Origin of the sequence: Oceanobacter sp. 1_MG-2023 (assembly GCF_030689025.1) — a bacterium.
GTDB lineage: Bacteria > Pseudomonadota > Gammaproteobacteria > Pseudomonadales > Oceanobacteraceae > Oceanobacter.
This window is the reverse complement of the sequence record NZ_JAUYWA010000005.1, coordinates 47,508-72,674: the sequence shown is the minus strand read 5'-3', so window position 1 is coordinate 72,674 and position 25,167 is coordinate 47,508. Positions and strand designations below refer to the sequence as shown.

24 protein-coding genes are annotated in these 25,167 nt (G+C 55.3%); 15 read left to right on the top strand and 9 right to left on the bottom strand.

Translation table 11 applies throughout. The features are described 5' to 3' along the window. The first annotated feature begins 49 nt into the window (after nt 1-49). From Q8W22_RS05210 to Q8W22_RS05195, 4 genes are all read left to right on the top strand, one after another. Complete coding sequence (locus tag Q8W22_RS05210) at nt 50-1,288, top strand: aspartate aminotransferase family protein (protein ID WP_305451769.1); 1,239 nt, start codon at nt 50-52, stop codon at nt 1,286-1,288. Beyond that, nucleotides 1,285-2,547: an ectoine hydrolase gene (gene doeA / locus Q8W22_RS05205; RefSeq protein WP_303434186.1), complete on the top strand. Its 1,263-nt coding sequence runs from the start codon at nt 1,285-1,287 to the stop codon at nt 2,545-2,547. The genes Q8W22_RS05210 and doeA overlap by 4 nt, the downstream gene beginning before the upstream one ends. A gap of 63 nt (nt 2,548-2,610) precedes the next feature. Then, entirely contained in the window at nt 2,611-3,984 is a 1,374-nt protein-coding gene (locus Q8W22_RS05200) for an NAD-dependent succinate-semialdehyde dehydrogenase (protein WP_303434185.1), read from the top strand. A gap of 227 nt (nt 3,985-4,211) precedes the next feature. Then, nucleotides 4,212-4,631: a PH domain-containing protein gene (locus Q8W22_RS05195; protein ID WP_303434184.1), complete on the top strand. Its 420-nt coding sequence runs from the start codon at nt 4,212-4,214 to the stop codon at nt 4,629-4,631. Between the two features lie 7 nt (nt 4,632-4,638). On the opposite strand, the gene Q8W22_RS05190 is transcribed toward Q8W22_RS05195, so the two are convergent. The 3 genes from Q8W22_RS05190 to Q8W22_RS05180 all read right to left on the bottom strand — a co-directional run bounded on the left by Q8W22_RS05190 (nt 4,639) and on the right by Q8W22_RS05180 (nt 8,032). After that, entirely contained in the window at nt 4,639-5,193 is a 555-nt protein-coding gene (locus Q8W22_RS05190) for a hypothetical protein (RefSeq protein WP_305451768.1), read from the bottom strand. Between the two features lie 87 nt (nt 5,194-5,280). After that, on the bottom strand, nt 5,281-6,594 hold the full coding sequence (locus tag Q8W22_RS05185) for a YHYH protein (protein WP_305451767.1): 1,314 nt from the start codon (nt 6,592-6,594) through the stop codon (nt 5,281-5,283). 298 nt (nt 6,595-6,892) lie between these two features. After that, nucleotides 6,893-8,032 carry an aldo/keto reductase gene (locus tag Q8W22_RS05180; RefSeq protein ID WP_305451766.1) on the bottom strand — a complete coding sequence of 380 codons (1,140 nt, stop codon included), beginning with the start codon at nt 8,030-8,032 and terminating at the stop codon, nt 6,893-6,895. 275 nt (nt 8,033-8,307) lie between these two features. Between Q8W22_RS05180 and Q8W22_RS05175 the strand changes: the two genes are divergently transcribed. Together Q8W22_RS05175 and Q8W22_RS05170 are read left to right on the top strand one after the other, a co-directional pair. Further along, nucleotides 8,308-9,345: an AraC family transcriptional regulator gene (locus tag Q8W22_RS05175; RefSeq protein ID WP_305451765.1), complete on the top strand. Its 1,038-nt coding sequence runs from the start codon at nt 8,308-8,310 to the stop codon at nt 9,343-9,345. Nucleotides 9,346-9,489: 144 nt separating this feature from the next. Then, nucleotides 9,490-9,966: an NYN domain-containing protein gene (locus Q8W22_RS05170; RefSeq protein WP_303434179.1), complete on the top strand. Its 477-nt coding sequence runs from the start codon at nt 9,490-9,492 to the stop codon at nt 9,964-9,966. A 67-nt stretch (nt 9,967-10,033) separates the two neighbouring features. Here Q8W22_RS05170 and Q8W22_RS05165 read toward each other — a convergent pair whose 3' ends face one another. The 3 genes from Q8W22_RS05165 to Q8W22_RS05155 form a co-directional block, all read right to left on the bottom strand. Continuing rightward, nucleotides 10,034-10,762, bottom strand: coding sequence for a hypothetical protein (locus Q8W22_RS05165; protein ID WP_303434178.1), 729 nt, complete (start codon nt 10,760-10,762; stop codon nt 10,034-10,036). A 436-nt stretch (nt 10,763-11,198) separates the two neighbouring features. Continuing rightward, nucleotides 11,199-11,696 (bottom strand): xanthine phosphoribosyltransferase, encoded by a 498-nt coding sequence (gene gpt, locus Q8W22_RS05160; RefSeq protein ID WP_303434177.1) that lies wholly within the window; start codon nt 11,694-11,696, stop codon nt 11,199-11,201. 201 nt (nt 11,697-11,897) lie between these two features. Next, a complete protein-coding gene (locus Q8W22_RS05155) occupies nt 11,898-12,857 on the bottom strand; it encodes a glycine betaine ABC transporter substrate-binding protein (RefSeq protein WP_303434176.1) in 960 nt (319 codons plus the stop codon). A gap of 369 nt (nt 12,858-13,226) precedes the next feature. On the opposite strand from Q8W22_RS05155, the gene Q8W22_RS05150 reads away from it, so the two are divergent. Beyond that, nucleotides 13,227-14,261: an LLM class flavin-dependent oxidoreductase gene (locus Q8W22_RS05150; protein ID WP_305414667.1), complete on the top strand. Its 1,035-nt coding sequence runs from the start codon at nt 13,227-13,229 to the stop codon at nt 14,259-14,261. A gap of 314 nt (nt 14,262-14,575) precedes the next feature. Here the strand turns inward: Q8W22_RS05150 and Q8W22_RS05145 are convergent, their stop codons facing one another. After that, nucleotides 14,576-15,385, bottom strand: a complete 810-nt coding sequence (locus Q8W22_RS05145) for a helix-turn-helix domain-containing protein (RefSeq protein WP_305451764.1) — start codon at nt 15,383-15,385, stop codon at nt 14,576-14,578. A gap of 147 nt (nt 15,386-15,532) precedes the next feature. On the opposite strand from Q8W22_RS05145, the gene Q8W22_RS05140 reads away from it, so the two are divergent. From Q8W22_RS05140 to Q8W22_RS05110, 7 genes are all read left to right on the top strand, one after another. Further along, nucleotides 15,533-16,132, top strand: a complete 600-nt coding sequence (locus tag Q8W22_RS05140) for an amino acid synthesis family protein (protein WP_303434173.1) — start codon at nt 15,533-15,535, stop codon at nt 16,130-16,132. A gap of 15 nt (nt 16,133-16,147) precedes the next feature. After that, nucleotides 16,148-16,984: an alpha/beta fold hydrolase gene (locus Q8W22_RS05135; RefSeq protein WP_305414663.1), complete on the top strand. Its 837-nt coding sequence runs from the start codon at nt 16,148-16,150 to the stop codon at nt 16,982-16,984. Next, nucleotides 16,981-18,459, top strand: a complete 1,479-nt coding sequence (locus Q8W22_RS05130) for an aldehyde dehydrogenase (protein ID WP_305451763.1) — start codon at nt 16,981-16,983, stop codon at nt 18,457-18,459. The genes Q8W22_RS05135 and Q8W22_RS05130 overlap by 4 nt, the downstream gene beginning before the upstream one ends. A gap of 11 nt (nt 18,460-18,470) precedes the next feature. Then, nucleotides 18,471-18,977, top strand: coding sequence for a flavin reductase family protein (locus tag Q8W22_RS05125; protein ID WP_303434170.1), 507 nt, complete (start codon nt 18,471-18,473; stop codon nt 18,975-18,977). Continuing rightward, complete coding sequence (locus Q8W22_RS05120) at nt 18,977-20,425, top strand: NAD-dependent succinate-semialdehyde dehydrogenase (RefSeq protein ID WP_305451762.1); 1,449 nt, start codon at nt 18,977-18,979, stop codon at nt 20,423-20,425. Before Q8W22_RS05125 ends, Q8W22_RS05120 begins: the two co-directional genes overlap by 1 nt. A 70-nt stretch (nt 20,426-20,495) precedes the next feature. Then, a complete protein-coding gene (gene pcaC, locus Q8W22_RS05115; protein ID WP_303434168.1) occupies nt 20,496-20,915 on the top strand; it encodes a 4-carboxymuconolactone decarboxylase in 420 nt (139 codons plus the stop codon). Between the two features lie 76 nt (nt 20,916-20,991). After that, nucleotides 20,992-21,726 carry a GntR family transcriptional regulator gene (locus Q8W22_RS05110; protein ID WP_303434167.1) on the top strand — a complete coding sequence of 245 codons (735 nt, stop codon included), beginning with the start codon at nt 20,992-20,994 and terminating at the stop codon, nt 21,724-21,726. A 68-nt stretch (nt 21,727-21,794) separates the two neighbouring features. Here Q8W22_RS05110 and ribBA read toward each other — a convergent pair whose 3' ends face one another. Then, the gene (gene ribBA / locus Q8W22_RS05105; protein WP_303434166.1) at nt 21,795-22,901 is read right to left on the bottom strand and encodes a bifunctional 3,4-dihydroxy-2-butanone-4-phosphate synthase/GTP cyclohydrolase II; all 1,107 of its coding nucleotides are present in this window, start codon (nt 22,899-22,901) and stop codon (nt 21,795-21,797) included. Nucleotides 22,902-22,990: 89 nt separating this feature from the next. Between ribBA and Q8W22_RS05100 the strand changes: the two genes are divergently transcribed. Then, complete coding sequence (locus tag Q8W22_RS05100) at nt 22,991-23,281, top strand: DUF1330 domain-containing protein (protein WP_303434165.1); 291 nt, start codon at nt 22,991-22,993, stop codon at nt 23,279-23,281. A 164-nt stretch (nt 23,282-23,445) separates the two neighbouring features. Here the strand turns inward: Q8W22_RS05100 and Q8W22_RS05095 are convergent, their stop codons facing one another. Further along, nucleotides 23,446-25,059 carry a BCCT family transporter gene (locus tag Q8W22_RS05095; RefSeq protein WP_305451761.1) on the bottom strand — a complete coding sequence of 538 codons (1,614 nt, stop codon included), beginning with the start codon at nt 25,057-25,059 and terminating at the stop codon, nt 23,446-23,448. Nucleotides 25,060-25,167: the final 108 nt, after the last annotated feature.

Below are 25,167 nucleotides of genomic sequence, written 5' to 3'. Positions count from 1 at the left end.
CGGCATATTCAACCGGTATAGCCAGATTCGTTTGATGAAGGAGTAATTAATGAGCATTTTTGCGCAACGTGAGTCGGATATTCGTGCCTACTGTCGTGTTTATCCCGTGGTGTTCGATAAAGCCTCCAATGCCCGTCAGATTGATGAGCAGGGCAATGAATACATCGATTTTTTTGCCGGGGCTGGCGTACTGAATTTTGGCCACAACAATGAACGCATGAAAGCGGCGGTGATTGACTACATTCAGCAGGATGGCGTGCTGCACAGTCTGGATATGCACACCACCGCCAAGCGCCGTTATATGGAAACGTTCGAGAGCGTGATTCTGGCGCCACGTTCCATGGATCACCGCATGCAGTTTATGGGGCCAACCGGCACCAATGCGGTAGAGGCCGCCCTCAAGCTGGCGCGCCGGGTAACTGGTCGTCGTCAGGTGGTGGCGTTTTCGAAAGGCTTTCATGGCATGACCCTGGGGGCACTGGCCTGCACCGCCAACAACTACTTCCGGGGGGCTGCCGGGGTTGCGCTGGATAACGTCAGTCATCAACCCTTTGCCGCCATGGCCACCCTCGATTTGTTACGGGAACAATACGCCGATGCCTCCAGCGGCATTGAGCCACCGGCGGCCTTTATCGTCGAAACCATTCAGGCGGAAGGGGGCGTGAACGTCGCCAGCCAGGGGTGGCTGCAAGCGCTGCAATCCCTTGCTCATGACCATGGCTCGCTACTGATTGTGGATGAAATCCAGGTAGGGTGTGGCCGCACCGGTTCGTTCTTCAGCTTTGATGGCACCGGTATCGATCCAGACATCATCTGCCTGGCCAAAGGCATTGGCGGCATGGGCACGCCGATGGCCATGAACCTGGTCAAACCGGAACACGACAAACACTGGTCGCCAGGTGAGCATACCGGCACCTTTCGTGGCCAGAACCTGTCATTTGTGGCCGGTGTCGAGGCGCTGAACTACTTCCGCGACAGCGAACTGATGGATCAGGTTGCCCGCTACACCGATATCGTACACGAAGCTCTGGCACCGCTGGCGCGCAAATATCCACAGGTAGCGATTCGGGGCAAAGGCCTGATCGTTGCGCTGGATGTGGCCGATAGCGACCACGCCAAAGCCATTGTGGCGGAATGTTTCGACAACGGCTTGCTGATTGCCAGTTGTGGCACCGGCGGCCGGGTTCTGAAACTGATTCCGCCATTAACCATCCCTGAAAGTGATCTGAAGGCAGGACTGACGGTGCTGGTCCGTGCCACCGACAACGCACTGGAGGCCGCCCAATGAGACAACGTGATGATATGACTTTTCCGCACGAGGAATACGTACGTCGCATGAATGACCTGCGCCAGCGTATTGCGTACCGGCGACTGGATGCCGTGGTGATTTCCGACCCGGAAAACATCATGTACCTGACCGACTACCAGACCACTGGCTACAGCTTTTTCCAGGCGCTGGTTGTGCCGCTGGAAGGCGAGCCCTTTATGATCACGCGGGCGATGGAAGAATCCAATGTGATCCATCGTACCTGGGTGGAAGTCACCCGCCCGTACCCGGACACGGGTGATGCCATTCAGATGCTGGTGGATGCCCTGACGGAGTTTGGTCTGGCCAACAAGCGTATTGGTTACGAACGTAACTCCTATTTTTTCCCGGCCTACCATCAGGACTTTATCCACACTCGTATGCGTAATGCCAAGCTGCTGGACTGCTTTGGTATCGTCGAGCAGGGCCGGATTCGTAAATCGGTGCACGAAATCGAGATCATGAAGCGGGCGGCCATCGCCACCGAAGCCGGTATGACGGCGGGTATCGAAGCCTGTATGGCGGGAGCCAGCGAAAACGAAATTGGTGCTGCCATCAGTGCCGGCATGTTCCGCGCCGGAGGAGAAACCCCGGCGGTGATGCCATACGTTACCTCTGGCCCGCGCTCAATGATTGGCCATGCGACCTGGGAAGGCCGGGTAGTGCAGCCCAACGAACATATCTTTCTGGAAGTCGGCGGCTGCTATCGGCGTTACCACACCGCCATGATGCGTACGGTCGTGCTTGGCGAACTGAGCGATTCGATGTACAAAGCCCAGGAAAAAATGAAACAGGCGTTAGATGCGGTACATGAGTTTGTCCAGCCCGGCATGACGGTATCCGATGCGGACAATATGATCCGCAATATTATTTCCGATAACGACGTAGGCGCCCGATTGGCGACCCGCTCCGGTTACTCGATCGGTATTGCCTTCCCGCCAAGCTGGGATGAGGGCTACATTGTCAGCCTCAACCAGGGCGACTCTGCGATTCTGGAAGAAGGCATGACCTTCCATATTATTCCGTGGATGTGGGGCGTTGATGGCGATAAAACCTGCGGCATCTCCGACACCATTTATATAACCGATCAGGGCTGTCAGTCCTTTTTCGATATGGATCGGAATTTTGTCGTCAAGCCGGAAACCAGCAGTAACCTGGTGGATCTGGGCGCTGTGAACCGCAAACCCGAGCTGGCCGCAACCGACAAACCGGCGCCGAAAAAGAAAACCGCCGACGCCTGAACCGACCTTGAACCAACCGGGCTGCCGTGTCTGATACCGACAACGGCCGCCTCAGGAGATTGTATGCTGACAGTCACAAACCCGACCACCGGGATGGTGCTGGAAACTTATGCCACCCATACCCCGGATGAGATGAACCAGCGCATCGAGCTGGTGGCCAGTGCGTATCACGATTGGGGCAGTGCCCGACAGAGCCTGCGCAGCAAGGTCATGCTGGGCGTGGCGGCCAAGCTGCGCGAGCGTAAGCAGGCGTTGGCCGAAATGATGGCGCTGGAAATGGGCAAGCCGATTCTGGAAGGGGTGGCCGAGGTCGAAAAAGCCGCCTGGTGTACCGAACACTATGCGGAGCAGGCCGAAACCTACCTCAACAGTGAATCGATTGAGTCGGATGCGACACAAAGTTATGTCACCTATCAGCCGCTGGGAGCGGTGTTGGGGATTCTGCCCTGGAATGCTCCGTTGTGGCTGGCTTTTCGTTTTTTGGCTCCGGCGCTGATGGCCGGTAACACCTGTGTTATGAAACACGACCCGAACGTACAAGGTTGTGCCCGACTGATCGAAACCATTTTTGACGACGTTTGTGCGGTGAACAAGGTGCCTGCGCATATTATGGTGAACCTGACCTTGGCCACCGAACAGATCGAAACAGCGATTCGTCACCCGGCAATTCAGGCGGTGTCCTTTACCGGCTCCAGTGCCGCCGGTGCCCAGGTTGCCAGCATTGCCGCCGCGGAAATCAAACCGGCGGTGCTTGAGCTGGGCGGCTCCGATCCTTGTATCGTGATGGCTGATGCTGATCTCGACAAGGCGGCCGATATTGTGGTGCTGTCGCGTATGATTAATGCTGGCCAGTCTTGTATTGCCGCCAAACGGATACTGGTCGAAGCACCGATATACGATGAATTTATCGACAAGCTCGCCAGCCGGATGGACAAGCTGGTGATTGGCGATCCATTGCTGGACGATACCCAGGTTGGCCCGATCGCCCGGCAGAATTTGCTAACCAACCTGCATCGCCAGGTCAGCGATACCATCAATGCGGGTGCCCGTTGCCTGTTGGGTGGCGAGCCGCTTAATCGACCCGGTTTCTATTACCCGCCAACATTGCTGGTGGATGTGCAGCCGGGCATGGTGGCGTTTGAAGAAGAAACCTTCGGGCCGGTGATGGCGGTGATGAAGGTCGACGATTTTGAACACGCCATCAAGATTGCCAATGCAACAGACTACGGCCTGGGAGCCAGTATCTGGACCAACACCCCGCGTCAGAAACGTCAGGCCATCTTGCGTTTGCAAGCCGGGCAGGTGGCGATCAACGGGATTGTTAAAACCGACCCACGGCTGCCCTCCGGTGGCATCAAGAAGTCCGGTTATGGCCGCGAGTTGGGGCCACATGGCATCCGGGAATTCACCAATGCCAAGCAAGTCTGGATTGGCTGAGGGGTTTTGTTAGCGAGTTGTTGATAGTGCCCGGCACCTCTCTCCATATATTGCTCGACCTCAAACCGGCTCCTGACCCTGTCTCGAGCCGGTTTTTGATGGCACTCAATGGGTTATCCGCCGTTTAAGCATGGTAACTGCGTCCTGTTTCTGGCTGAATGGCGGCTTATCAGATATGCCCAGCGGTTTGGGTATGTCGGTCCGACGGGTAATGCAGGAGTGAACGGATGTCTTATATTGACGACTCGCTGTCTAAAGGCGAAACCATCTATCGAGTGTTCGAATTTCACTGGATCATCCGGTTCTTCCTGGTGCTGCATGTGATTCTGTGCGTTACCCTTATCTGGATTCCGGTGGCCTTGTATTACTGGTTGACCTGGCGCTGTACCGAGCAGGGTGTCACCAACAAACGAGTGATTCACAAGAGCGGCATTATTGCCCGTAAAACCGATGAAATGAAACTCGAGGCCATTGAAGCCATCGAGATCAATCAAGGTATCTGGGGACGTATTTTGGGGTTTGGCACGTTAACGATCTACGGGCGTGGCGATGGGGATGTCGTGATGAAATGGATGGCTCGGCCCGTGCAGGCCAAGCGTGATATTGAAAGTGCCGATTACCCGGTCTCTGCCACCGAGTCAGACTGACCGGGTGTTACTCCGGCATGGCGTGTTGCCCGGTGGTTTGCGGGGCTGCATGCGCCGCCTCTGAATGAGGCATCGTCACGGGCTGCGAGCTGAACCGGTTCAGGGTGATCGGCTCGTTGGCCAGATCAAAAAATACCGAACTCATGATGTTGTGATTGTTGTTTACCCAGTTTTCATGTTGATGGGTATTAAGGGAAATCGCGACCTGATTGACGCCGTCTTGCAACAGGCTGGCCGGGATATGGATATCCGGGCCATAGAGTCGTTGCACTTTATGGGTATTCACAAAAACGTGGGCATGGCCTTGCAAGATCCCCTCGGCATTTTGATAACCGGCGGTGGTGACCATGTCTGGAGCGCCAAGCTCATAATGTTTGACCTTGACGTGTACGTTGACGCCATCCATCGCGTCCCGGAACACCTGGATTTCTATTTGCGGAACCGGTGCATCTGCCAGAATATTGCGGCTGGCATGCATGTGCATCTCTTTTGCGGCATGGGCCGAGCCGGTCAGACCCAACAGCAGCGCTGCCAGCAGTAAGCGTTTGTGGTTGCGATTCACCGTCGATCACCTGTTATGCAAATCATTTATGAGGCGGGCCAGCAGTCCCCGCAATACGGCGCCATGCCAGCCCTGCGGATTTCATCATTATCGGCCGGGAGGCAGGTCCGTTGGCAGGTCGGTGCTGCTGGTGGTGCAACTGGCCACGGCATTGTCGTGCAGTTCGCCCGCATATTGTGGGCCGAGAATATAGGGGAAGGCCGCTTTGATGGTGCCTTCGTCGTCCATGGTAATCGTGATGTGGTAGTGGTAACCGTGCTCGTCATCGGTATGGCCGTTGTGCTGGTCGAGATATTCCCCGCCCTGGTCCGTCAACGAACTGTCCCAATAATAGTCTTCAAAATAGAAGCCGTTGACGGCAACAAATTCGTTGTCTGATAGCGAGGTGACGACGTCATCAAAGTCCGGGCCAGGGTAATCAACGTCAACCGTGCCTTGTGTGGTGTCGTACTGATCGACCAGGACGCAACTGCGAGCGCCATCGGAGCAACCCGTGTCGGCATCGTCATAGTCGCGGGTGACCCAACTGCTGACTGCCAGTACGCCATCGTCTTCCCAGGGGCCATAAATGGGATAACCATCGGCGGCATAACCCCAGATGGGGGAGTGGCCGCTGCCATCATCACCCAACAGCTCAGCCAGGCAGGAAGAATACAGATGGTGGTGATAATCGGTGCCCGCGGCATGGCCGCCACACATATCGATGTCATACACTTCGGCTTCTGGTGCCAGGTTGGACCAGACACCTTCTTCGTTGTAGGTAAAGCCATCTTCCCAGTTAAAAATGGAAGCGCCGTTGACCATGATGCCGATCTTGTCGAGGCCGCTGTCGCATTCTTCCGTGGCGGCGGATGGCTCGACGGGCACATAGACGGTGCGTTCATCCTGGGTGGGACATTCCGGTCCTGGGGGCCAGTAGCCAAAGCCGTAATCCATGGAGCAGTTGTCGTTGCTGTCGTAGCCAATGTCTTCACCAAAGGCGATAACGTCGCCGACGGCAACGGTTGGTTCTCCGGTGACAAAGTCAGTGTCGGCCTTGGGACGGCTGTTCAGTGTGTCGAGGATGTCCTGCGTGATGGTGACGCTGTAATCGGGAATGCCCTGCGAGTTGACGACGACGTAATCTTCCCCGTCCACGGTTGTTTCCGTCACGGATTGAACGTTGACTTCCACACCCAGGCCGGTTTCGGAACTCAGAATATGTGCGGATACTGCCCCGGTTTCATTCAGGAGCCATACTGAGTCCGAGTCCGAGTCCGAGTCCGAGTCCGATACATCACTGCTTGAACTGTCATCCGAAGTGCTATCGCCAGAAGCACTGCCGCCACAGGCGGTCAGGTTGGCAGCCGCAAAAGCCAACAGTAATGCGCTTAATAACGGTGTTATACGGTTGGTTTCCATAGTGCAGTGATCCGGGTCATAAAGTAGGTAGTCAGTGTAGCGATCGCAATGCAAAGTAATGGTGGGTGTTCGGTAAGGATTTGAAAATATAGGCTGGTTTTATGGAACTTCACCTGTCATTCACGCAAGCGGCGACTGGTTGCGTGTTTCCTGGGTTGACTGGCCGTCGAATGACGGCGGCCAGTCAGGGTTTATACGCTCCAGAATGGCAGGGGCGCTGGCAGGTCACATGCCATTCCATGAAATGAAACCATGATGCCAGCTGGTTAATCCCGCCGGTATCCGCAGCGGCGGGCTCTTAGTTCGAAGCCATATGAGCGCGGTATTCTTGCTGCCGTTCCAGCATCCAGCCCGGGTATTCTTCCGGCAAGCGGCTGACGGCGTCCAGCAAGGCCAACTGATCGGTCGTTAGATGCACCTGGGTGGCCGCGATATTATCGGTCAGCTGATCGATGCGTTTGGCACCCACAATAACACTGGTTACGGCTGACTGATGGAGTAACCAGGCCAGGGCAATCCGGGCGATGCTGGTTTGTTGCTCCGCCGCGATACCAGCCATAACGGCAATCACCTCACTGCCCCGTTCACGGTTTACCGGAGGGAAGTCAAGTTTGGTGCGGCGACTGTCTGCCGATGCCTCCGGGCCTTCGTATTTGCCCGACAGATAGCCACCGGCCAGCGGACTCCAGACCATCAAACCAATCTGTTCCGACTGCAGCATCGGTATGACCTCGCGTTCGAGATCCCGGCTGACCAGCGTGTAATGGGCTTGCAGTGAGATAATTGGGCACAGCTGGCGCGCTTCGGCAATCCCGACCGCCTTGACCACCTGCCAGGCGGCCCAGTTCGACAAGCCGATGTAATTCACCAGCCCCTGTTGTACCAGAGTGTTCAGGGCTTCGAGGGTTTCCCGGATCGGGGTGGCCTTATCAAACCCATGAATCTGGTAAAGATCGATATGGTCCAGTTGCAGGCGCTGCAGGCTGGCCTGGCATTGACTCATAATATGGCCACGGGAGGCGCCACGGGTATTCGGGCTGGCAGCCATGGGGCCGAGTACCTTGGTGGCGATAACCACTTCATCGCGTTTTACGTCCAGGTTTTTGAGCGCCTGACCTAACAGGCGTTCACTGGCACCTCCGCCATACATGTTGGCAGTATCGATAAAGTTAATGCCCGCAGCCAGCGCCGCGGCCACCAGTTCATCCACCTGTTGCTGTTGCAGCTGGCCGATCATGCCCCAGATGCCATCGCTGCCACCAAAGGTCATGGTGCCGAGGCACAACTCCGAAACAAACAAGCCGGAGTGACCCAGCTGGCGCATCCGCATAGTGCCCGGAGCCGTGGCTGAGTGGGTGATGTTCGGGGGTGTGCCAGCAGAGGCGTTGGGGCTTGTGTTAGGGCTTGTGTTGGGGGTAACAGGAGAAGAGCTCGACATAACAGCGTACCTCGGGAGTGGATCATTGACGATTGGCTGGCGATGTCGTTGTCTGAATTCGCTAGCCAGGACAGAAGGCCATGCTATGGCCAGCGGGCGGAAAAACCGCTGGCAGAAACTCGCAGACTCTTGCCTGATCCTCTCAAATGACAAGCGGGAGCTACTTTTTAATGGCTGTCGGGGTACAGTGATTCACGTGGCCAATCCGCTGCGCCCGGTATACACCGGTTGCCTGGCGGCGGCCGTTACGCTGACAGAAGCGAAGGAAGATCGATATGAAAACACCATCCGCAAACTCGTTATGCCAGGCGTCAGCGCAGACAGACCAGAAGGGTCCTGCTCAGGCCGGTCAGATGGCTCATCAGCAAGCCATGCCCTCTGCATCGCTTGATGCGTTGACCGCGTTGGCCGCGTTGGCCGAACGGCAATGGCATCGCCATGGACAGGAGAACGCCATCGATGGCTTGCGACTGACCCGAGCCACCGAGCCCAGCGGGACGATGCGCGCCATTTACCCGACGTCCTTTTGTGTGGTGCTGCAGGGAAGCAAGCTCAGTGAGCTGGCAGACACCCGATTCCATTACCGGCAGGGACAATGCCTGTTGGCATCGGTGAATGTACCGGTCAATTCCCGGATCATGGAGGCCAGTCCCAACTGTCCGTATGTGGCTTTCAGCGTCGCGCTTGACCCGGAAATGGTGGCGGAGTTATTGCTGCACGCCCCGGCGTCGGCATTAGCGACTGCGCCACGACAAGCAGCGTGCCCGCCACTGGCTGAACGGCCGTCGGCCTTGTCGACGGCGGCATTACCCACCGATCTTATCGATCCCTTGCTGCGTTTATTGCAGTTATTGGATCAGCCGCAAGACCTGGCGGTGCTGGAGCCCCTGTTGCGGCGGGAAATCTGCTGGCGTTTGTTACGCTCTCCAATGGGGGCGGCATTGCAACAAATCGGTATGGAAGATAGCGATACCGCGCGGATTGGCCGGGTAACGGCCTGGATGCGCAGTCATTATCAGCAAGGGTTCAAAGTCGCCGATCTGGCTGCCATGGCCAGCATGAGCCCGGCGTCGTTCCATCGTCATTTCAAGGCGATTACCCAATTCACACCGGTCCAGTTCCAGAAGCAGATACGGCTGCAAGCTGCCCGGCGGCTGTTACTGACCGATCATGAAGTGGCCAGTGTCGGGTATCGGGTCGGATATGAAAGTCCGTCGCAATTCAGCCGCGACTATCACAAGGTCTTTGGTGCGCCTCCAGGCCGGGACAAGGCCAAGCTGCGCTCCAGTCTGGTGCTGGAAAGTATCGATTAGCGTCGGCCGATTGTATCGGGACACGACAATAACGCGGCAGTGTCTGCTTATTGGTGGACCGACTGGTATGCTTCCCAGTCATGACAAGGCGGGCAACTGCATGGCCGCTGTTGTCTGACACTAACCCATCGTAAGGAAGCGCCTGTGCAAAAAGTAGCGATATTTGTGGATGTGCAAAACGTGTACTACACCACCCGTGGTACGTTTCGGCGTCATTTCGATTACAACCGCTTCTGGGCGCGCGCGACGGCAGGGCGGGATGTGGTGAAAGCCTTTGCTTATGCCACTGATCGTGGCGACCAGAAACAGCGGGAATTCCAGAATATCCTGCGGGCGATCGGTTTTGAGGTAAGACTGAAGCCCTTTATTCAACGGGCCGATGGTTCGGCCAAAGGCGATTGGGATGTAGGCATCACCATTGATGCGTTGGAATATGGCGAGCAGGCCGATGTGGTGGTGCTGGTTTCCGGGGACGGCGATTTTGATTTGCTGGCCAATAAGCTGAGAGTGGGCAGGGGTAAACGAGTGGAGGTGTACGGGGTGGCAAAACTGACGGCATCGTCACTGATCCATGCGGCCAGCGAGTATTTTCCAATCGATGGTGATCTGTTGCTGGGCTAAGCGGTTTTTATGTGACGGAGTAGCGCAGTGCGAGCTTCCTTGCCCGCACTGCGCTTCTTGCTACTGTTTACATATGTACCTTGATCAGAGCGCTGACAGTATTTTCGTCAAATTCGCTGCTGTATTTGTTGTGCCATGCGCTGTACTCAAGACCAAGCTTGATCTTGTTGTCGTAACCCAGCATCGGACCAACGTTATAGGTCAGCTGCGGGTTGAAGTTGAAGCTGGCTTTGTGATCATCACTACCGGTTGAATAGTCGATGTAGCCACCCAGTTCAACCTGGCCCCAGGATGCACCATAGGTCAGAGTGATCTGGTGATCGTCGTCCAGACCATTGTCGTTCATGCTGTAAAAATACGTGACGCTGGCGAAGTTCATGCCCGGAATCGCCAGGTCGGCACCAATACCGTACAGGTAGTTATCCTGACTGAAGCCGGATGAGGTTGAACCGGATTCCAGCGTAAAGGCCAGGTTGATGTTTTTAACGATGCCATCGTCAAACTTGGTGACGAAGAACTTGGGTGAGAACTCGCTGTAGCTGGCGCGGAAGTTATTGTCACCCTGGTCACGGTCGAGGAAGAAGAACAGGCCACCCCAGCTGTAACCCGACACGTGCTCAACGGTGTAGGTGTTCAGAGCGTAGTCCTTGTCGGTTTGTGGCCAGTCGTTGGAATCAATTTTGAAATCACCACCAACCAGTACAGAGATGCTGTTATCAGCAAAATAACGCTCGGCATGTGCTGCAGGAATGGTTGCTACGGCGACAACGGCCAGGGCTAGAAGTTGTTTTTTCATCACACTCTCTCTTTCAGATTAATAATTCAGGAAATCGTCTGGCTGACTTCAAAGGCCTGTGAGCCTCCTGATGCAGCATTATGTCGCCGGTCTATAACTTGACCGTTCGGACAGCAATTGATGAAAAGCAAAATCCTGACCAACTGGCCAGAAATAACCGTTTTAATTTCAAATGACCGTTTTATCGGCACTAAGGGAGGAAATATGAGGTGTTAAGGGCGCGATATCCGATTCAGCGGTTGCGCTAATGCTTGGCGATAGTGCGCTGAATGGACCGGCAGGCACCTAAATGTTGCAGGCAGAATAAGGTTGAATCAGGCCAACCTGGTCTTGTCGGGAAGAGTGTGCTGGCCGAACCGAGAAGATCTGGTCGCCACCTGTTTGTCACATGGGGCGACCAGTAATGATGGCTGGCTTGGATGCGGGCTTGGGTACGTTATGTGCGATCAGCCAGAGGCGTCGAGAAGGTGTACTCCATATCCCAGGGGAAACGAATCCAGGTATCCTGGCTCACCTCGGTAATAAAAGTATCTACCAGAGGGACACCGGCGGGTTTGGCGTACAGCGTGGCAAAATGTGCTTTCGGCAGCATTTCCCGTACACAACGAGCAGTTTTGCCGGTATCGACCAAATCGTCGATCAACAGCATGCCGTCGCCATCTCCCTCGACACCCTTGAGGATTTGCAACTCGCCCTGTACCGATTGCACCGAGGAATCCCCGGTACTTTTATAACTGGTGACACACACGGTATCGATCAGGCGAATGTCCATCTCTCGTGCCAGAATCGCTGCCGGAACCAGACCGCCACGGGTAATAACAATCAACCCTTTCCAGGGGCCTTTGTCTAACAGCCGCAAGGAAAGCGTGCGCGCATTGCGATGCAGCTCTTCCCAGCTGACGGGGTAATCCATGGAGTACGTGTGATCGGACATGAGCAGGAACCTGTGAATAAAATGAAAAACTGACCGGGCGGTCACTTTATTCGGAGGTGCGAGCAGGATCAAGTCCCGGTTTTCCTGGCAATACAGAGAATGTCGGCTTGGCCAGTGGGGATCAAGAGCCATTACACAATAAAGATCCGGGGCCGTTCTGCTCTTTTATGTCGCTGTGATGCGTCGCCCCAAAACACGCCACTAATCTCTGATCCGTCCCCAGCCAATAGCAAGCTGCTCTGCAATGGCCGTGGCGTCGGCTTGCAGGCCGTCAAAACGAGTGACTCCCTGTAGCCAGCGGGTAATGACTTCCGGGTGCTGGTTCAGCCACATATAAATGGCCCGGTCCAGCGGTACAAAGTAGTTGCTGACCTGATCCATGATCTGTTCCTGCTCGCTGGCCTCGAAGGTCAGGTTGCGGAAGAAGCGGCCGAGATTGGGGCAGCGGGCAGTCAGGCCATCGCGAACATTGGTATTAATAGTGGCGTGACCATAATCCTTGCCAAAGTATTCTTCACCGCCAGACAGGTAACGAATGGAAAAATTCTGGTTCATTGGGTGGGGTGTCCAGGCCAGAAAGGCGATCCATTCACCCTTGCGAATACGGCCTTTGACCTGTGCCAGCATCAGCAGCTCTGAAGTTTCAATCAGTTTGAACGATTGCAGCTGGTAAGCGTTGGAATCAATCATGTTTTGTACCGAGATATTGCCACTGCTGCCCTTGCCGCTGCCATAAATCCGCCAGTCGAACTTGTCACCGTGTTGGGCCAGGTCGGCAAAACTGCGTATTCCCTGGTCGTAAACATAGTCCGGCACAGCCAGAGTGTAACGGCCCTCGTCGAGGTTGGTTGTCAGGGTTTTTATCGATCCGCGTTGCAGATACGGTGCGGCCACGTGACGTTGTGCCGGTATCCAGTAGCCCATAAAAACATCAACCTGATCCTTGTCCATGCCTTTGTAAACATCCTGCAGGGAAGGCATTCGGGTAATGCTGGCATCGTATCCGAGCTTGTTCAGCAGAATGCTGGCGGTGGCAGTGGCGACCCGCAAATCGGTCCAGTCCACTTCTCCCAGCGTGGGGTTTTTGCAGCTTGCTGGTTCTGCCATGGCGGGATGTGCCAGGAACAGTAGCAATAATAAAGCAGTCGAAAAGTGTTTCATCTTGATGGGCACCCAAAGAAAGAGAGCGACAATGGTCAGTATCCGACCCGGACAAGGGATGGACAGATGACGTCATTCGGTGCGGTCATTATCAAAAGGGCAGAAGGTGGATGATGGTGTCTCAGCGTCATCTTGTGACGCTTTGGCTTTATTTGGGGGAGCCATGATGGATATGTATTGAAACTATGATCGGTTTGGCGCCAGCCGGATAAATGTACCCAAACCGGTCAATTGGTTGTACTGCCACTGCTTGGTATTCGATGATCTTTTATGTGTATGTATTATGGTATACCGTAATACAGATTAATCCACAGAAGAGTGGATTTCGTGAACAAAACAAAACCTGAACTCCCAAAAAGGTTACGTAGTATGAAATTTTCCCTGTTCCTGCAGATGGAGCGTTATAGCCCTGACAAAACGCATCAGGAGCTGCTGAATGAGCTGGTTGAGCTGGTTCAGATCGCTGAACAAGGTGGTATGGAAACGGTCTGGGTCGGTGAGCATCACTCAATGGAATTCACCATTGGCCCTAACCCATTGAGTTTTCTGGCGTATCTGGCGCCTCAGACTTCCACGATCCGGCTGGGTCTGGGAACCGTTATTGCGCCTTTCTGGCATCCGATAAAACTGGCAGGCGAAGCGGCGCTGGTGGATCAAATGTCCTGCGGACGGCTGGAGTTCGGTATTGCCCGTGGTGCCTACCAGTGTGAATTTGATCGAATGGCTGGTGGTATACCAGCCGCTGATGGTGCGCGTTATTTGCGTGAAATGCTGCCGATCTTGCCCAAGCTGTGGCAGGGAGATTATGCCCATGATGGTGAGTGCTGGCAGTTCCCGACCTCAACATCAGTACCGAAACCGCTGCAGTCCGGTGGGCCGCCGATGTGGGTGGCTGCACGGGAGCAGGCGTCACATGATTTTGCCATTGCAAACAACTGCAACGTTATGGTGACGCCGCTGTTCAAGTCCGATGCTGAAGTGGGTTCCCTGATGGACAAGTTTGAAACTGCTTGTGCCAAACACCCGGAAAAAGCACGGCCCAAGATTATGTGTCTGCGTCATACCTATGTCCATGAAGATCCAGAAGACTGGCGTGTTGGGGTAGAAGGTATTCGTCGCTGGTACTCCTACTTCCAGGGCTGGGCACGTAATGACCAGCAACCGGTGAGTGGCTTCTGTCATCCGATTTCGGCAGACGAGCTGGAGGCATTCGAGGCCTTGGCGCCAGAGCAGTTGCGCAACAATCTGGTGATTGGTACACCAGCAGAGGTGGTTGAACGGCTGAAATATTACGAAGCCAGTGGTTTGACGGAATACAGTTTCTGGAGTGATAACAGCCTGAGTCATGAGCAGAAAAAGGAATCCCTGCAATTGTTTATTAATCAGGTAATGCCTTCGTTCTGATTTTCAGGGTTATCCGAATCCAATAAATCATGGTATACCATGATTTATTGGATTTGTTTTTGTTTGAAATATTGTGATTTTATTGGATATTTTTGTGTTATCGCAAAAATAGGGTAATCCTGTTTTTCGATGGTGCTGGATCACTGGTAAATAAAATATTGCCAGCAGTTCAGTGCGCCTGCCCCAGTTCTTGCCGGTCTCCCGCTTCTTTTCTTTTTGATGTGTTTTTTAGTTGGTTGCTTTGTCGTTATGACGATCAGCTGAGTGATGTTGCAGCGGTTGTTCTGCCTGCTCATCACTCGATTTGCTGGCGCTCAAATCACGATGGGCGTGCGGGCAGGGCTGACGCCGAAATGGGATTTGTACAATTTGCAGAAATGCGAGACGGAGTTGAAACCGCAGGAATAGGCGACGTCGGTGACAGATGAGTGATTCTGTTGCAGGTGTTCGCGGGCGGTTTCAAGGCGCAGGCAAGTATAGTACTTGCCTGGCGTCTGGTTGAAATGCGTCTGGAATAATCGTTCCAGCTGGCGTACCGACAGGCAGGCCGCCCGGGATAGTTGGTGGCGGTCTAATGGCTGGTCGATATGCTTGCGCATCTCGGCCAAGGCCCGCTGCAAGCGGCTATCCTGGCTGTGGGCCGGGATATTGCCTTGCTGTAGCTGTTGTATCACCTGATCCCCCTGATCGGCCGACAGGTCTGACATACACAGGGTGATCATCAATTCATCCAGTGCCTCTCGGCTGGCGTGGCGATGAAACAGGTAGGCACTGGCGTGGTAGTAGTCGGCGCCAATCCAGACCAGTGTGTTATTTAACGGCATGGGCAGACGGGCGATTTCCTGATCATGCTCCGGGCTGGAGTGGCCACTGAGCACCAGCAGATTGCCTTGCTGACGCTGTTGATGATTCAGGCTGGGTAATGCCGTAATCATCAGTCCGGCGTCCGAGCGAACCAGGTCGCCGGATAACGAACAAATCGACCAGCTTATATGATGGGACGTCACTCCCTGGCAGGCAGTAAGCCATTCATTAATACGCCCCAGGTCGGCTAGCCTGAATCCCGGGCGTAACAAAACAGTAAGGTTGTTCAAACACGGTTGTCTGGTGGTTTCTATTGGCATGGATATCACCTGGAGCATGTGTCGGCTGTTATTTTCTTGTGTCATTTAAAAGCATGTGTATTATGGTATACCATGTTTCAGTGAAACGAAAACAATCCATTAAATATACAGTTTTTGAAAATACGTTCTGTAGCGAGGAGTCACTCGATGAGCTTTGAAATACGCAAGATGATTACTACGATTGAAGAAACGTTTATTGAAGGTGGCAAAGCGGCAGAGCAGCCGGTCACCATGGTCGGTGTCGCGGCAATTATTCGTAACCCGTGGGCTGGCCGTGGTTTTGTTGAAGACCTGAGCCCGGAAATCAAGGCGCACTGTTCTGACCTGGGTGCGTTGATCGTGGAATACGTCAGCCGTGCCATCGGTGGTGCGGATAAGATTGAAGCGTATGGCAAGGCTGCCGTTGTCGGCATGGATGGTGAAATCGAACACGCCTCGGCCGTGGTGCATACGTTGCGGTTTGGCAATCACTACCGTAACGCCGTGAATGCACAGAGCTATCTGGCCTTCACCAACAAGCGCGGTGGCCCGGGTACTTCCATCCAGATTCCAATGATGCACAAGGACGATGCCGGCTTCCGCTCGCATTACATCACCATGGAAATGTCGATTGAAGATGCGCCGGCAGCCAACGAGCTGGTGATCTGTCTGGGTGGTTCTACCGCTGGGCGTCTGCACCCTCGTATTGGTAACCGCTACCAGGATCTGAAAGATCTGGAGCAAGAAGCCACTCTCGCTAACCAGTAAGCAAGGACACGACTCATGACAACCAAGCTGACAGGCAAAACTCCGGACGGCACGGCCTATCAGGTCTGCGGTAACGGTGACGCGGTTGTGCTGATTCATGGCGTCGGGCTGGACCAGTCAATCTGGAACGCTCAGGTGCAAGGGTTGGCGCAGCACTACCAGGTCATTACCTACGATATGTTGGGGCATGGGCACAGTCCGTTGCCGCCCAAAGTGGCCTCGTTGGATGACTACGCCGGGCAATTGCAGCGGTTGCTGCAACACTTGGACTGCGGGCCGGTGCATCTGATCGGCTTTTCCATGGGCGGGCTGGTAGCGCGGGTATTTGCGATTCAGCAGCCGCAGCTATTACGCTCGCTGGTGATCATGGGGAGTGTGTTTGACCGTACAGAAGACGCCCGGCAGGCAATTCTGGCTCGTACACTGGATGTGGCCAGGCATGGGCCTGAAGCCAATATCGATGCTGCGCTGGAGCGCTGGTTCAGCCCGGAATACCGGGCTGCCAACACTGCCCGGATACAGGGAATCCGGGATCTGGTCTGTGCCAACAACCCGGAAGGTTATTTGCGTGCCTATCGCCTGTTCGCCGGTAGTGACAATTACCTGGCTGACCGGCTGATTGATATCCGGGTACCGACACTGGTGATGGCCGGTGAGCTGGACCCCGGCTCAACCCCGGAAATGGCCCAGAAACTGGCTTGCCAGATACCTTCTGCCCGCTGCCAGATTATGGCCGGGCAACGGCACATGATGGCAATGGAATCCCCGCAACTGATTAATCACGCCTTGCAGCTGTTTCTTGGCAGCTGTAACAGTACTTGTCCTGCTACCTCATCGGAGACCTGTCTGTGAATTTGACTCCTTACCAGATGTACATTAACGGCCGTTATTGTGAAGCCCAGAGCGGCAATCGCTTTGACAGCCTGACGCCGTCCACGGCACAGCCATGGGCCAGTTTTCCGGATGCCACCGAGGTGGATGCCGATATCGCCGTCACGGCGGCACATCAGGCTTTTGTCAGTCCGGCCTGGGCGGGGCTGACCGCCACAGCACGAGGCAAGCTGTTACGGACGCTGGGCGACCTGATTGCTGATCATCGTGAGCTGCTGGCGGAACTGGAAAGCCGGGAAAACGGCAAACTGATCCGCGAAACCCGTGGCCAGATGGGGTATTTGCCAGAGTTTTTCTATTATATGGCGGGGCTGGCTGACAAGATCGAAGGGCAAACCCTGCCGGTCGATAAATCCGACATGATGGCGTACACCCTGCACGAGCCAATGGGCGTCGTCGCCGCGATTGTGCCCTGGAACAGCCCGCTGTACCTGACAGCCATCAAGATGGCACCGGCGCTGGCGGCGGGTAATACCTTGGTGATCAAGCCGTCAGAACACGCCTCGGCCAGCATTGTGGCGCTGGGCAAACTGGTTGAACAAGCCGGGTTCCCGGCCGGTGTTGTGAATATTATTACCGGTTATGGCCCTTCCGCCGGTGCGGCGCTGACCCGTCATCCGCTGGTGCGCCATGTTGCCTTTACCGGTGGTGCCGCCACCGCGCGCCATGTCGTGCGCTCCAGTGCTGAAAACTTCGCTCATTTGTCGCTGGAACTGGGGGGCAAGTCGCCGCAAATCGTTTTCCCGGATGCTGATATCGACAGCGCTGTTAACGGCATTGTTGCCGGTGTGTTTGCCGCGTCAGGGCAAAGTTGTGTGGCCGGTTCCCGGCTGTTGATTCACGACAGTATTTACGACGAAGTGGTCGCCAGGGTTTGCGAACGCGCCAGCCGTATCTGTATTGGTGATCCACTGGCAGAAGAGACCGAAATGGGACCGATGACGACTCTGGCCCAGCTGGATATCGCCGACAATATGGTGCAGCAGGCGATCAGCGAAGGCGCCGTCTTGCGCTACGGCGGCCAGCGGGTTGAATGTAATGGCGGCTGGTATTTCCAACCGACCTTGCTGGAATGTGACTCATCGTCGAACAGCCTGATGCAGGAAGAAGTGTTTGGTCCGGTCACGGCAGCAATTCGTTTTCATACGGAAGCTGAAGCACTGGCGCTGGCCAACGACACCCGTTACGGCCTGGCGGCGGGTATCTGGACGCGGGATATCGCCCGCGCCCATCGACTCTCCAAGGCCGTCCGCAGCGGCATTATCTGGGTGAATACCTATCGGGTGGTGTCCGCCATGGCGCCGATTGGTGGTTTTGGTGACAGCGGTTACGGGCGCGAGGGCGGTATCGAAGCCGTGCTTTCCTATACCGAGAAAAAAACCGTCTGGGTCAACCTCTCCAGCGAGCCAATGAGCGACCCCTTTGTGATGCGTTGAGGAGCAGCAACATGATTAACCAAGATTTGTATAAAGCCACTCTGGGTTCGTTTCCGTCCGGGGTCACCGTGGTGATGGCCTACGATCGCGATGGCCGGGTAACCGGGCTGACCGCCAGCGCATTCAGTGCCCTGTCGATGGATCCGCCGCTGATTCTGGTGTGTCCGCAGTACCGCTCCGAATCCTATCAGGTGCTCAGTGAAGCCACGCATTTTTCAGTCAATATCCTGGCTGCGGATCAGGGTGCGGAAGCCTGGGCTTTTGCCAAAAAAGGGGCCGACAAGGTGGCCGCACTGGCGCAGCTGGATATCCAGCAAGGCGTCACCGGGGTGCCGGTACTGGCCTCGACCGTGGCGGTGATGGAATGCTGCCACTGGCGTCAATACGAAGGCGGCGATCACGCCATCCTGGTGGGAGAAGTGCAGCATATGGCCAATGACAGCGGTCGCAGTCCAATGGTGTATTGCCGAGGGGATATGGGCAGCTGGCCAATGCCGGTAATTGAGGAGGCTTGCTGATGACGGCGCAATTGTTCCGACAACAGGCTTTTATCAATGGTCGCTGGTGCGATGCCGATGACGGGCAAACCCAGACCATTTATGACCCGGCCAATGGCCATGTGATTGGTACGGTGCCGCTGATGGCGGAAGCCGAAACCCATGCCGCTATTCTGGCCGCCGAGTTGGCCCGCAAGGGCTGGGCTGCCATGACGGCACAACAGCGCAGCCGTATTCTCTACCGCTGGTATGAGCTGATTGTAGCTCATGCCGATGAACTGGCCCGTATTCTGACCATGGAGCAGGGCAAGCCATTGGCCGAAGCTCACGGTGAAATTCTTTACGGTGCCAGTTTTATCGAATGGTTTGCCGAAGAAGGCAAGCGGGTGTACGGCGAGGTGATTCCAAGTCCCAACCCGGATGCCCGTATCGTTGTGGTGAAACAGCCGATCGGTGTTGTGGCAGCGATTACCCCGTGGAATTTCCCCTGCGCCATGATTACGCGCAAGTGTGGCCCGGCATTGGCAGCGGGTTGCAGCTTTATCGTCAAACCGGCACCGGATACACCGTTTTCGGCACTGGCGCTGGCAGCACTGGCGCAACAGGCCGGTATTCCCGATGGTGTCTTTAACGTTGTGACTGGTGATGCCATTGCCATCGGCAATGTTCTGACCAGCAGCCAGAAAGTCGCCAAGCTGAGTTTTACCGGCTCGACCCGGATCGGCAAACTGCTATTAAGCCAGTGTGCAGATACCGTCAAAAAAGTCTCGCTGGAGCTGGGAGGCAACGCACCTTTTATCGTGTTTGATGATGCCGATATCGACGCAGCGATTCAGGGGGCTATGATTTCCAAATTCCGTAACGCCGGGCAAACCTGTGTCTGCACCAACCGTTTTCTGGTACAGCGTGGCATCCATGATGTCTTTGTGCGACGCTTGCAAGAGCAGATTGAGGCACTACAGGTTGGTCATGGCTTGCTGGCCGGTGTCGATCAAGGACCGTTGATTAACCAGGCAGCGTTAACCACAGTACAGCGCCATGTGCGTGACGCGCTGGACAAGGGCGCGACCTTGCATTGTGGTGGCGAACCACACGCCGCAGGTGAGAACTTTTTTGCTCCCACCCTGCTGTCGGGTATGACCAGCACCATGGCCGTGGCCCAGGAAGAAACCTTTGGCCCGCTGGCTGCGGTGTTTGCCTTTGATGACGAAGACGAGGCGGTTGCCCTGGCCAATGACACCGACTCTGGCCTGGCGGCGTATCTCTATACTCGGGATATGGCGCGTTGCTGGCGAGTAGGCGAAGCGCTGGAGTATGGCATGGTGGGTATCAACGAAGGGCTGATTTCTACCGCGGTAGCTCCCTTTGGTGGGATCAAGACCTCCGGGCTGGGGCGTGAAGGCTCACACTTCGGCATGGATGATTACCTGGAAATCAAATACATGATGATGGGCGGACTGGGCCGTTAAGACACTGGCCCGGTCAAGATACCGGTCAAAGTACAGGTCAAGGTACAAGCCAACGCATAGAGAGAATGTTATGACTGATTCTGCTGAAAAAAACCGCTTCGATGCCGGATTGAAAGTCCGCCGTGAAGTGTTGGGTGACGCCTACGTCGACCAGAGCCTGAACAACAACCGGGACGAATTCGCCTGGCCAATGCAGGAGCTGGTGACAGAATATTGCTGGGGCGAAATCTGGACGCGGGAAGAACTCAGCCGCCGGGAGCGCTCATTGATCAATCTGGGCATGTTAACGGCCCTGAATCGTCCCCACGAGATCCGGGTGCATGTCCGTGGTGCGCTGAATAACGGGGTATCCATTGCAGAGATTCGTGAGGTTTTTTTACAATCCGCGATCTATTGTGGTGTGCCTGCAGCGATCGATAGCTTTAGAATTGCGCGTGAAGTGCTGGCCGAGCTCGACGCCGACCAGCAAGATCAAACGCCGGTTGCCTGACAACCATCGTCGTTACACTGTGCGGCGCCCCACCGGGGCTTGCCTCGGTTCATGATTGACCAGTTGGATAAAGGGTATGCTGAAGAAACACTCCCGAGAAGATCTGGGGAAGATAGAACGAACCTCCGTAACATTGCGGGAAAAGGTACTGGACGCCTTGCGCAGTGCCATTCTCAGCTTCAAGTTCCTGCCTGGAGACCGCCTGGTAGAACGGGACTTGTGCGACCTGCTGGGGGTAAGCCGGACTTCCGTCCGGGAAGCACTGCGACATCTGGAATCCGAAGGGCTGGTTGAATACCTCGATGGCAAAGGCCCGAGAGTCTCGGTCATCACCCTGGAGCAGGCGCTGGAAATCTACGAACTGCGCTGTTCGCTTGAAAGCCTGGTGGTGGAGCTGTTTACCGTGCGTGCCAGCGAAGACCAGTTGCTGGACCTTGAATACTCGTTACGCAAACTGCAATCCCGGCTCAAAAGCGGCGATGTGGTGCTGATACTGGAAGCTGTCAGTGATTTTTACAACGTGCTGTTTCAGGGTTGTGGTAACCATACCGCGTGTAGCCTGTTGCGCCAGTTGCAGGCGCGGATCAGCTTTTTGCGTGCGACGACAGTCAGCCAGAATGATCGTTACCTCGACAGTAGTGAGGAAATGGCGGCCATCTTTGAAGCGATCCAGTCCCGTGATCCGGTGCGGGCGCGCAAAGCCAGTATCGATCATATCCACAAGGCCGCTACCGTGGCCTTGGCGGTGATGGCCAAGCAGAACGATGTCGACCCGGCAACCTTGCAAGCCATATATATTGCCCCGAACTGAACCGGTTATTGGCCATCTGCTGGTGGCATCAACCGCCAAAGACATGCCCGTGTCTCTGGCGGTTTTTTTTAGTCCTGGCAAGGGTTGAACGGAATGCTGTCGATCAGCTGCAAGTTATAGCCTTCCAGCCCGACAAAGCGCCAGGACGCTCCCAGATGCCGGAATTTCCGCACACCCAGATCCCGTAAAATCTGCGCGCCGGTGCCAACGTCGCTGAACACCCGCTGGTTATTGGTGTTTGGCACCATCAGCTGTGGTGCGCGATTCAGCAGTGCGCTGGCAGAGGTTTCGTTATCCACCAGTACCACCACCCCGGTGCCCTCGCGGGCTACGGCTTCCAGTGCTGACCACAGGCTCCAGTGTGTCGGGCCGTGGTAATTGGCACCAATCAGGTCGCGCAGAGGATCAATGCCATGAACCCGTGCCAGAACCGGCTGTTCCGGATTGATATCACCGGCCACCAGAGCAATATGAACGGCATTGGACAGGCGGTCTTCGTAAGTCACCATCCGGAAGGTGCCGTGGACAGTGGGCAAGGGTTGCTCGCCGATCCGGGTAACGGTGGTTTCGGTATTCATACGATGCTGGATCAGGTCGGCGATGGTGCCAATACGCAAATCGTGCTGGGCAGCAAACGCCAGCAGGTCGTCACGACGTGCCATGGTGCCGTCTTCATTCATGATCTCGACAATGACCGCCGCGGCTTCAAAGCCCGCCAGTCGTGCCAGGTCGCAACCGGCTTCGGTATGTCCTGCCCGGGTTAACACCCCTCCCTTGCGCGCCCGTAACGGGAAGATATGACCCGGTTGTACCAGATCGGCAGGTTGGGCATCGGCGGCTACCGCTAGCTGGATGGTGTGGGCACGGTCGGCGGCAGAAATACCGGTTGAGATGCCCTGGGCCGCATCAATCGAAACGGTAAATGCGGTGCCGTAAGTACAGCCATTATCGGCAACCATGGCGTGCAAGCCCAGTTGCTCACAGCGCTGTTCGTCCAGTGTCAGGCAAATCAGTCCACGCGCTTTGGACGCCATAAAATTAATCGCTTCCGGTGTTACGGCTGTCGCAGCGATGATCAGGTCGCCTTCATTTTCACGGTCTTCGTCATCCATCAGAATGACCATTTTGCCGTTACGGATATCCTCGATAATATCCGCCGTGCTATCGATGTTCATCGCCCATCTCCCATGCTATTCAATATCTTTTAATCATTCTAAAATACGATATTGTATTATGGTATACCACAAATAATTTGGAGGATTGTATGAAAGCTTATTGGATTGCCTTTGTTGATATTGATGACCCCCGGCAATATGCCCGATATATGGAGCAGTCACCGACAGCGCTGCAACAATATGGTGCCAGAATCCTGGCGCGGGGCAGTGAAATGACAGCACTGGAAGGCTTTGATAAAACCCCGGACCGGGCGGTGGTGTTTGAATTTGACAGTTATGAACAGGCGTTGGCCTGTTATCACTCTGATGCCTATCAGCAGGCTCGCCAGCATCGGCTGGAAGTGGCCAGCGCCCATATCGTGATACTCAAGGGGCAATAAAGGTCAAAGCGTGGTGTATCTATCCGCCTTGACCGGTCGCACGGCTTTACAGGCCCTTGTCTGCATGACCGCTTGAAATACAAAAGCCGCTCGGCACTGAGCGGCTTTGGCAGAACAGAACAGCTTGACCCCCACCCGGCGAGTGCCGGGAGGCTTGGGCGCTATCAGGAAGTGGAGCGGGCCAGCTTGTCGGAACTGGCAGACTTGCCGGCCTGGGCCAGGTCGCCCGGACCGTAAGAAATACCGTCCCGTTCGTCCCGTAACCCTTTTATCAGGGCCACACACATCAGCAGTAGCACCACGGAGAATGGCAGGGCTGCTGCGATGGTGGCGGATTGTAATGCCGTCAGTCCCCCGGCCAGCAGCAGTACCGCCGCGACGGCACCCAGAATGGTGCCCCAGATGCCACGAATGGCTAACGAAGGCTCACTGCCCATCGACAGGATGGTGGAAATCACCAGGGTGCCGGAGTCTGCCGAAGTGACAAACCAGGTAATAATCATGATGGTCGCCAACAAGGACATTGGCCAGGTGAGGGAGTCGACCCCGATGGCTTCAATGGTGTGATACAGCGCCATGGTCATGTCAGCATTGACGGCTTCAACAATACCGCCAGCTCCGTACAGTTCGATATGCAGGGCGGTACCACCCATGGCAATAATCCAGATAAAGCCACCCAGGGGAGGGATGATCAGAGCGCTGAGCAGGAATTCACGAATGGTACGGCCACGGGAAATACGGGCAATAAACAGCCCCACCAAAGGACCCCAGGACAACCACCAGCCCCAGTAGAACAGCGTCCACCAGCCCTGCCATTGACCTTCAGGGTTCGGATCGGTCCAGAAGCCCATGGGAATCATATGCCAGACGTAATCCCCCACGCTGGTGGTGAACATGCCCAATAAATACACGGTTGGCCCGGCGATCACAAAGAAGCCGATCAGTATCAGGCTGATACGGATATTCCAGACGCTTAACCAGCGAATCCCCCGTTCCAGACCGGACATGGTCGAGAGGGTGGCAATAATGGAAATCACTGCAATCAACACGACCTGGACGGTGGTGGATATTTCGACCCCAAACAGATAGTTCAGTCCCGCATTGATCTGGGATACCCCAAGGCCGAGGGCGGTTGCAGTACCAAACAGGGTGCTGAAAATGGCCAGCAAGTCGACAGCATGACCCAGAGGCCCATAAATACGATCCCCCAGCAGCGGATACAGTGTTGAGCGAATGGTCATCGGCAAACCTCGACGACAGGCGAAATACGCAATCATCATTCCGGTCGCGATATACACCGCCCAGCCATGCAAGCCCCAGTGGAACAGGGTAATCCGCAAGGCAACCTGGGCCGCCTCGGCACTGCCGGGTTCAATACCGGCCATCTCGATAAAGGGGTTGCCCTGCAGGTGGAATATCGGCTCGGCAATACTCCAGAACAGAATGCCAACACCAATGGCGCAGCTGAACAGCATGGAAAACCAGACAAAGAAACTGAACGCGGGGCGTTCATCATCAGCACCCAGCCGGATCGATCCATGGCGGCTGAAAGCCATCCATACGCAGAAAAACAGCACCACGCTGACGACCATAACGTAGTACCAGTTCAGAGTGGTCTGAATCCAGCTTTTGACATCGGTGTATACACCGTTGGCCAGATCGACATTCAGAACCGTGAACAGAACGAAGGCCAGAATCATCGCTTTTGAGGCAATACCCATTCCTGGATGTATCCCGGCGAACAGGCCCTTGCTGACTAACATTTTCTTGGGTTGCATTATTTCATGCTCCCTTGATATGTGAAGAGTGACGGAATCATTCATGAGGCCCTGTCGGTTATTTCTTCCAGGCTCATGAATATACGCTTGGCGATGTTGTGTATTATG

Excerpts from the sequence above, each read along its gene's own strand:
- doeA (WP_303434186.1), top strand. The coding sequence starts at position 1,285 with ATGAGACAACGTGATGATATGACTTTTCCGCACGAGGAATACGTACGT.
- Q8W22_RS05165 (WP_303434178.1), bottom strand. The coding sequence starts at position 10,762 with ATGAAAAAACAACTTCTAGCCCTGGCCGTTGTCGCCGTAGCAACCATT.
- Q8W22_RS05195 (WP_303434184.1), top strand. The coding sequence starts at position 4,212 with ATGTCTTATATTGACGACTCGCTGTCTAAAGGCGAAACCATCTATCGA.
- ribBA (WP_303434166.1), bottom strand. The coding sequence starts at position 22,901 with ATGAACATCGATAGCACGGCGGATATTATCGAGGATATCCGTAACGGC.
- Q8W22_RS05210 (WP_305451769.1), top strand. The coding sequence starts at position 50 with ATGAGCATTTTTGCGCAACGTGAGTCGGATATTCGTGCCTACTGTCGT.
- Q8W22_RS05100 (WP_303434165.1), top strand. The coding sequence starts at position 22,991 with ATGAAAGCTTATTGGATTGCCTTTGTTGATATTGATGACCCCCGGCAA.
- Q8W22_RS05175 (WP_305451765.1), top strand. The coding sequence starts at position 8,308 with ATGAAAACACCATCCGCAAACTCGTTATGCCAGGCGTCAGCGCAGACA.
- Q8W22_RS05125 (WP_303434170.1), top strand. The coding sequence starts at position 18,471 with ATGATTAACCAAGATTTGTATAAAGCCACTCTGGGTTCGTTTCCGTCC.
- Q8W22_RS05135 (WP_305414663.1), top strand. The coding sequence starts at position 16,148 with ATGACAACCAAGCTGACAGGCAAAACTCCGGACGGCACGGCCTATCAG.
- Q8W22_RS05185 (WP_305451767.1), bottom strand. The coding sequence starts at position 6,594 with ATGGAAACCAACCGTATAACACCGTTATTAAGCGCATTACTGTTGGCT.
- Q8W22_RS05200 (WP_303434185.1), top strand. The coding sequence starts at position 2,611 with ATGCTGACAGTCACAAACCCGACCACCGGGATGGTGCTGGAAACTTAT.
- Q8W22_RS05150 (WP_305414667.1), top strand. The coding sequence starts at position 13,227 with ATGAAATTTTCCCTGTTCCTGCAGATGGAGCGTTATAGCCCTGACAAA.
- Q8W22_RS05145 (WP_305451764.1), bottom strand. The coding sequence starts at position 15,385 with ATGCCAATAGAAACCACCAGACAACCGTGTTTGAACAACCTTACTGTT.
- Q8W22_RS05180 (WP_305451766.1), bottom strand. The coding sequence starts at position 8,032 with ATGTCGAGCTCTTCTCCTGTTACCCCCAACACAAGCCCTAACACAAGC.
- Q8W22_RS05155 (WP_303434176.1), bottom strand. The coding sequence starts at position 12,857 with ATGAAACACTTTTCGACTGCTTTATTATTGCTACTGTTCCTGGCACAT.
- Q8W22_RS05110 (WP_303434167.1), top strand. The coding sequence starts at position 20,992 with ATGCTGAAGAAACACTCCCGAGAAGATCTGGGGAAGATAGAACGAACC.
- pcaC (WP_303434168.1), top strand. The coding sequence starts at position 20,496 with ATGACTGATTCTGCTGAAAAAAACCGCTTCGATGCCGGATTGAAAGTC.
- gpt (WP_303434177.1), bottom strand. The coding sequence starts at position 11,696 with ATGTCCGATCACACGTACTCCATGGATTACCCCGTCAGCTGGGAAGAG.
- Q8W22_RS05095 (WP_305451761.1), bottom strand. The coding sequence starts at position 25,059 with ATGCAACCCAAGAAAATGTTAGTCAGCAAGGGCCTGTTCGCCGGGATA.
- Q8W22_RS05140 (WP_303434173.1), top strand. The coding sequence starts at position 15,533 with ATGAGCTTTGAAATACGCAAGATGATTACTACGATTGAAGAAACGTTT.
- Q8W22_RS05120 (WP_305451762.1), top strand. The coding sequence starts at position 18,977 with ATGACGGCGCAATTGTTCCGACAACAGGCTTTTATCAATGGTCGCTGG.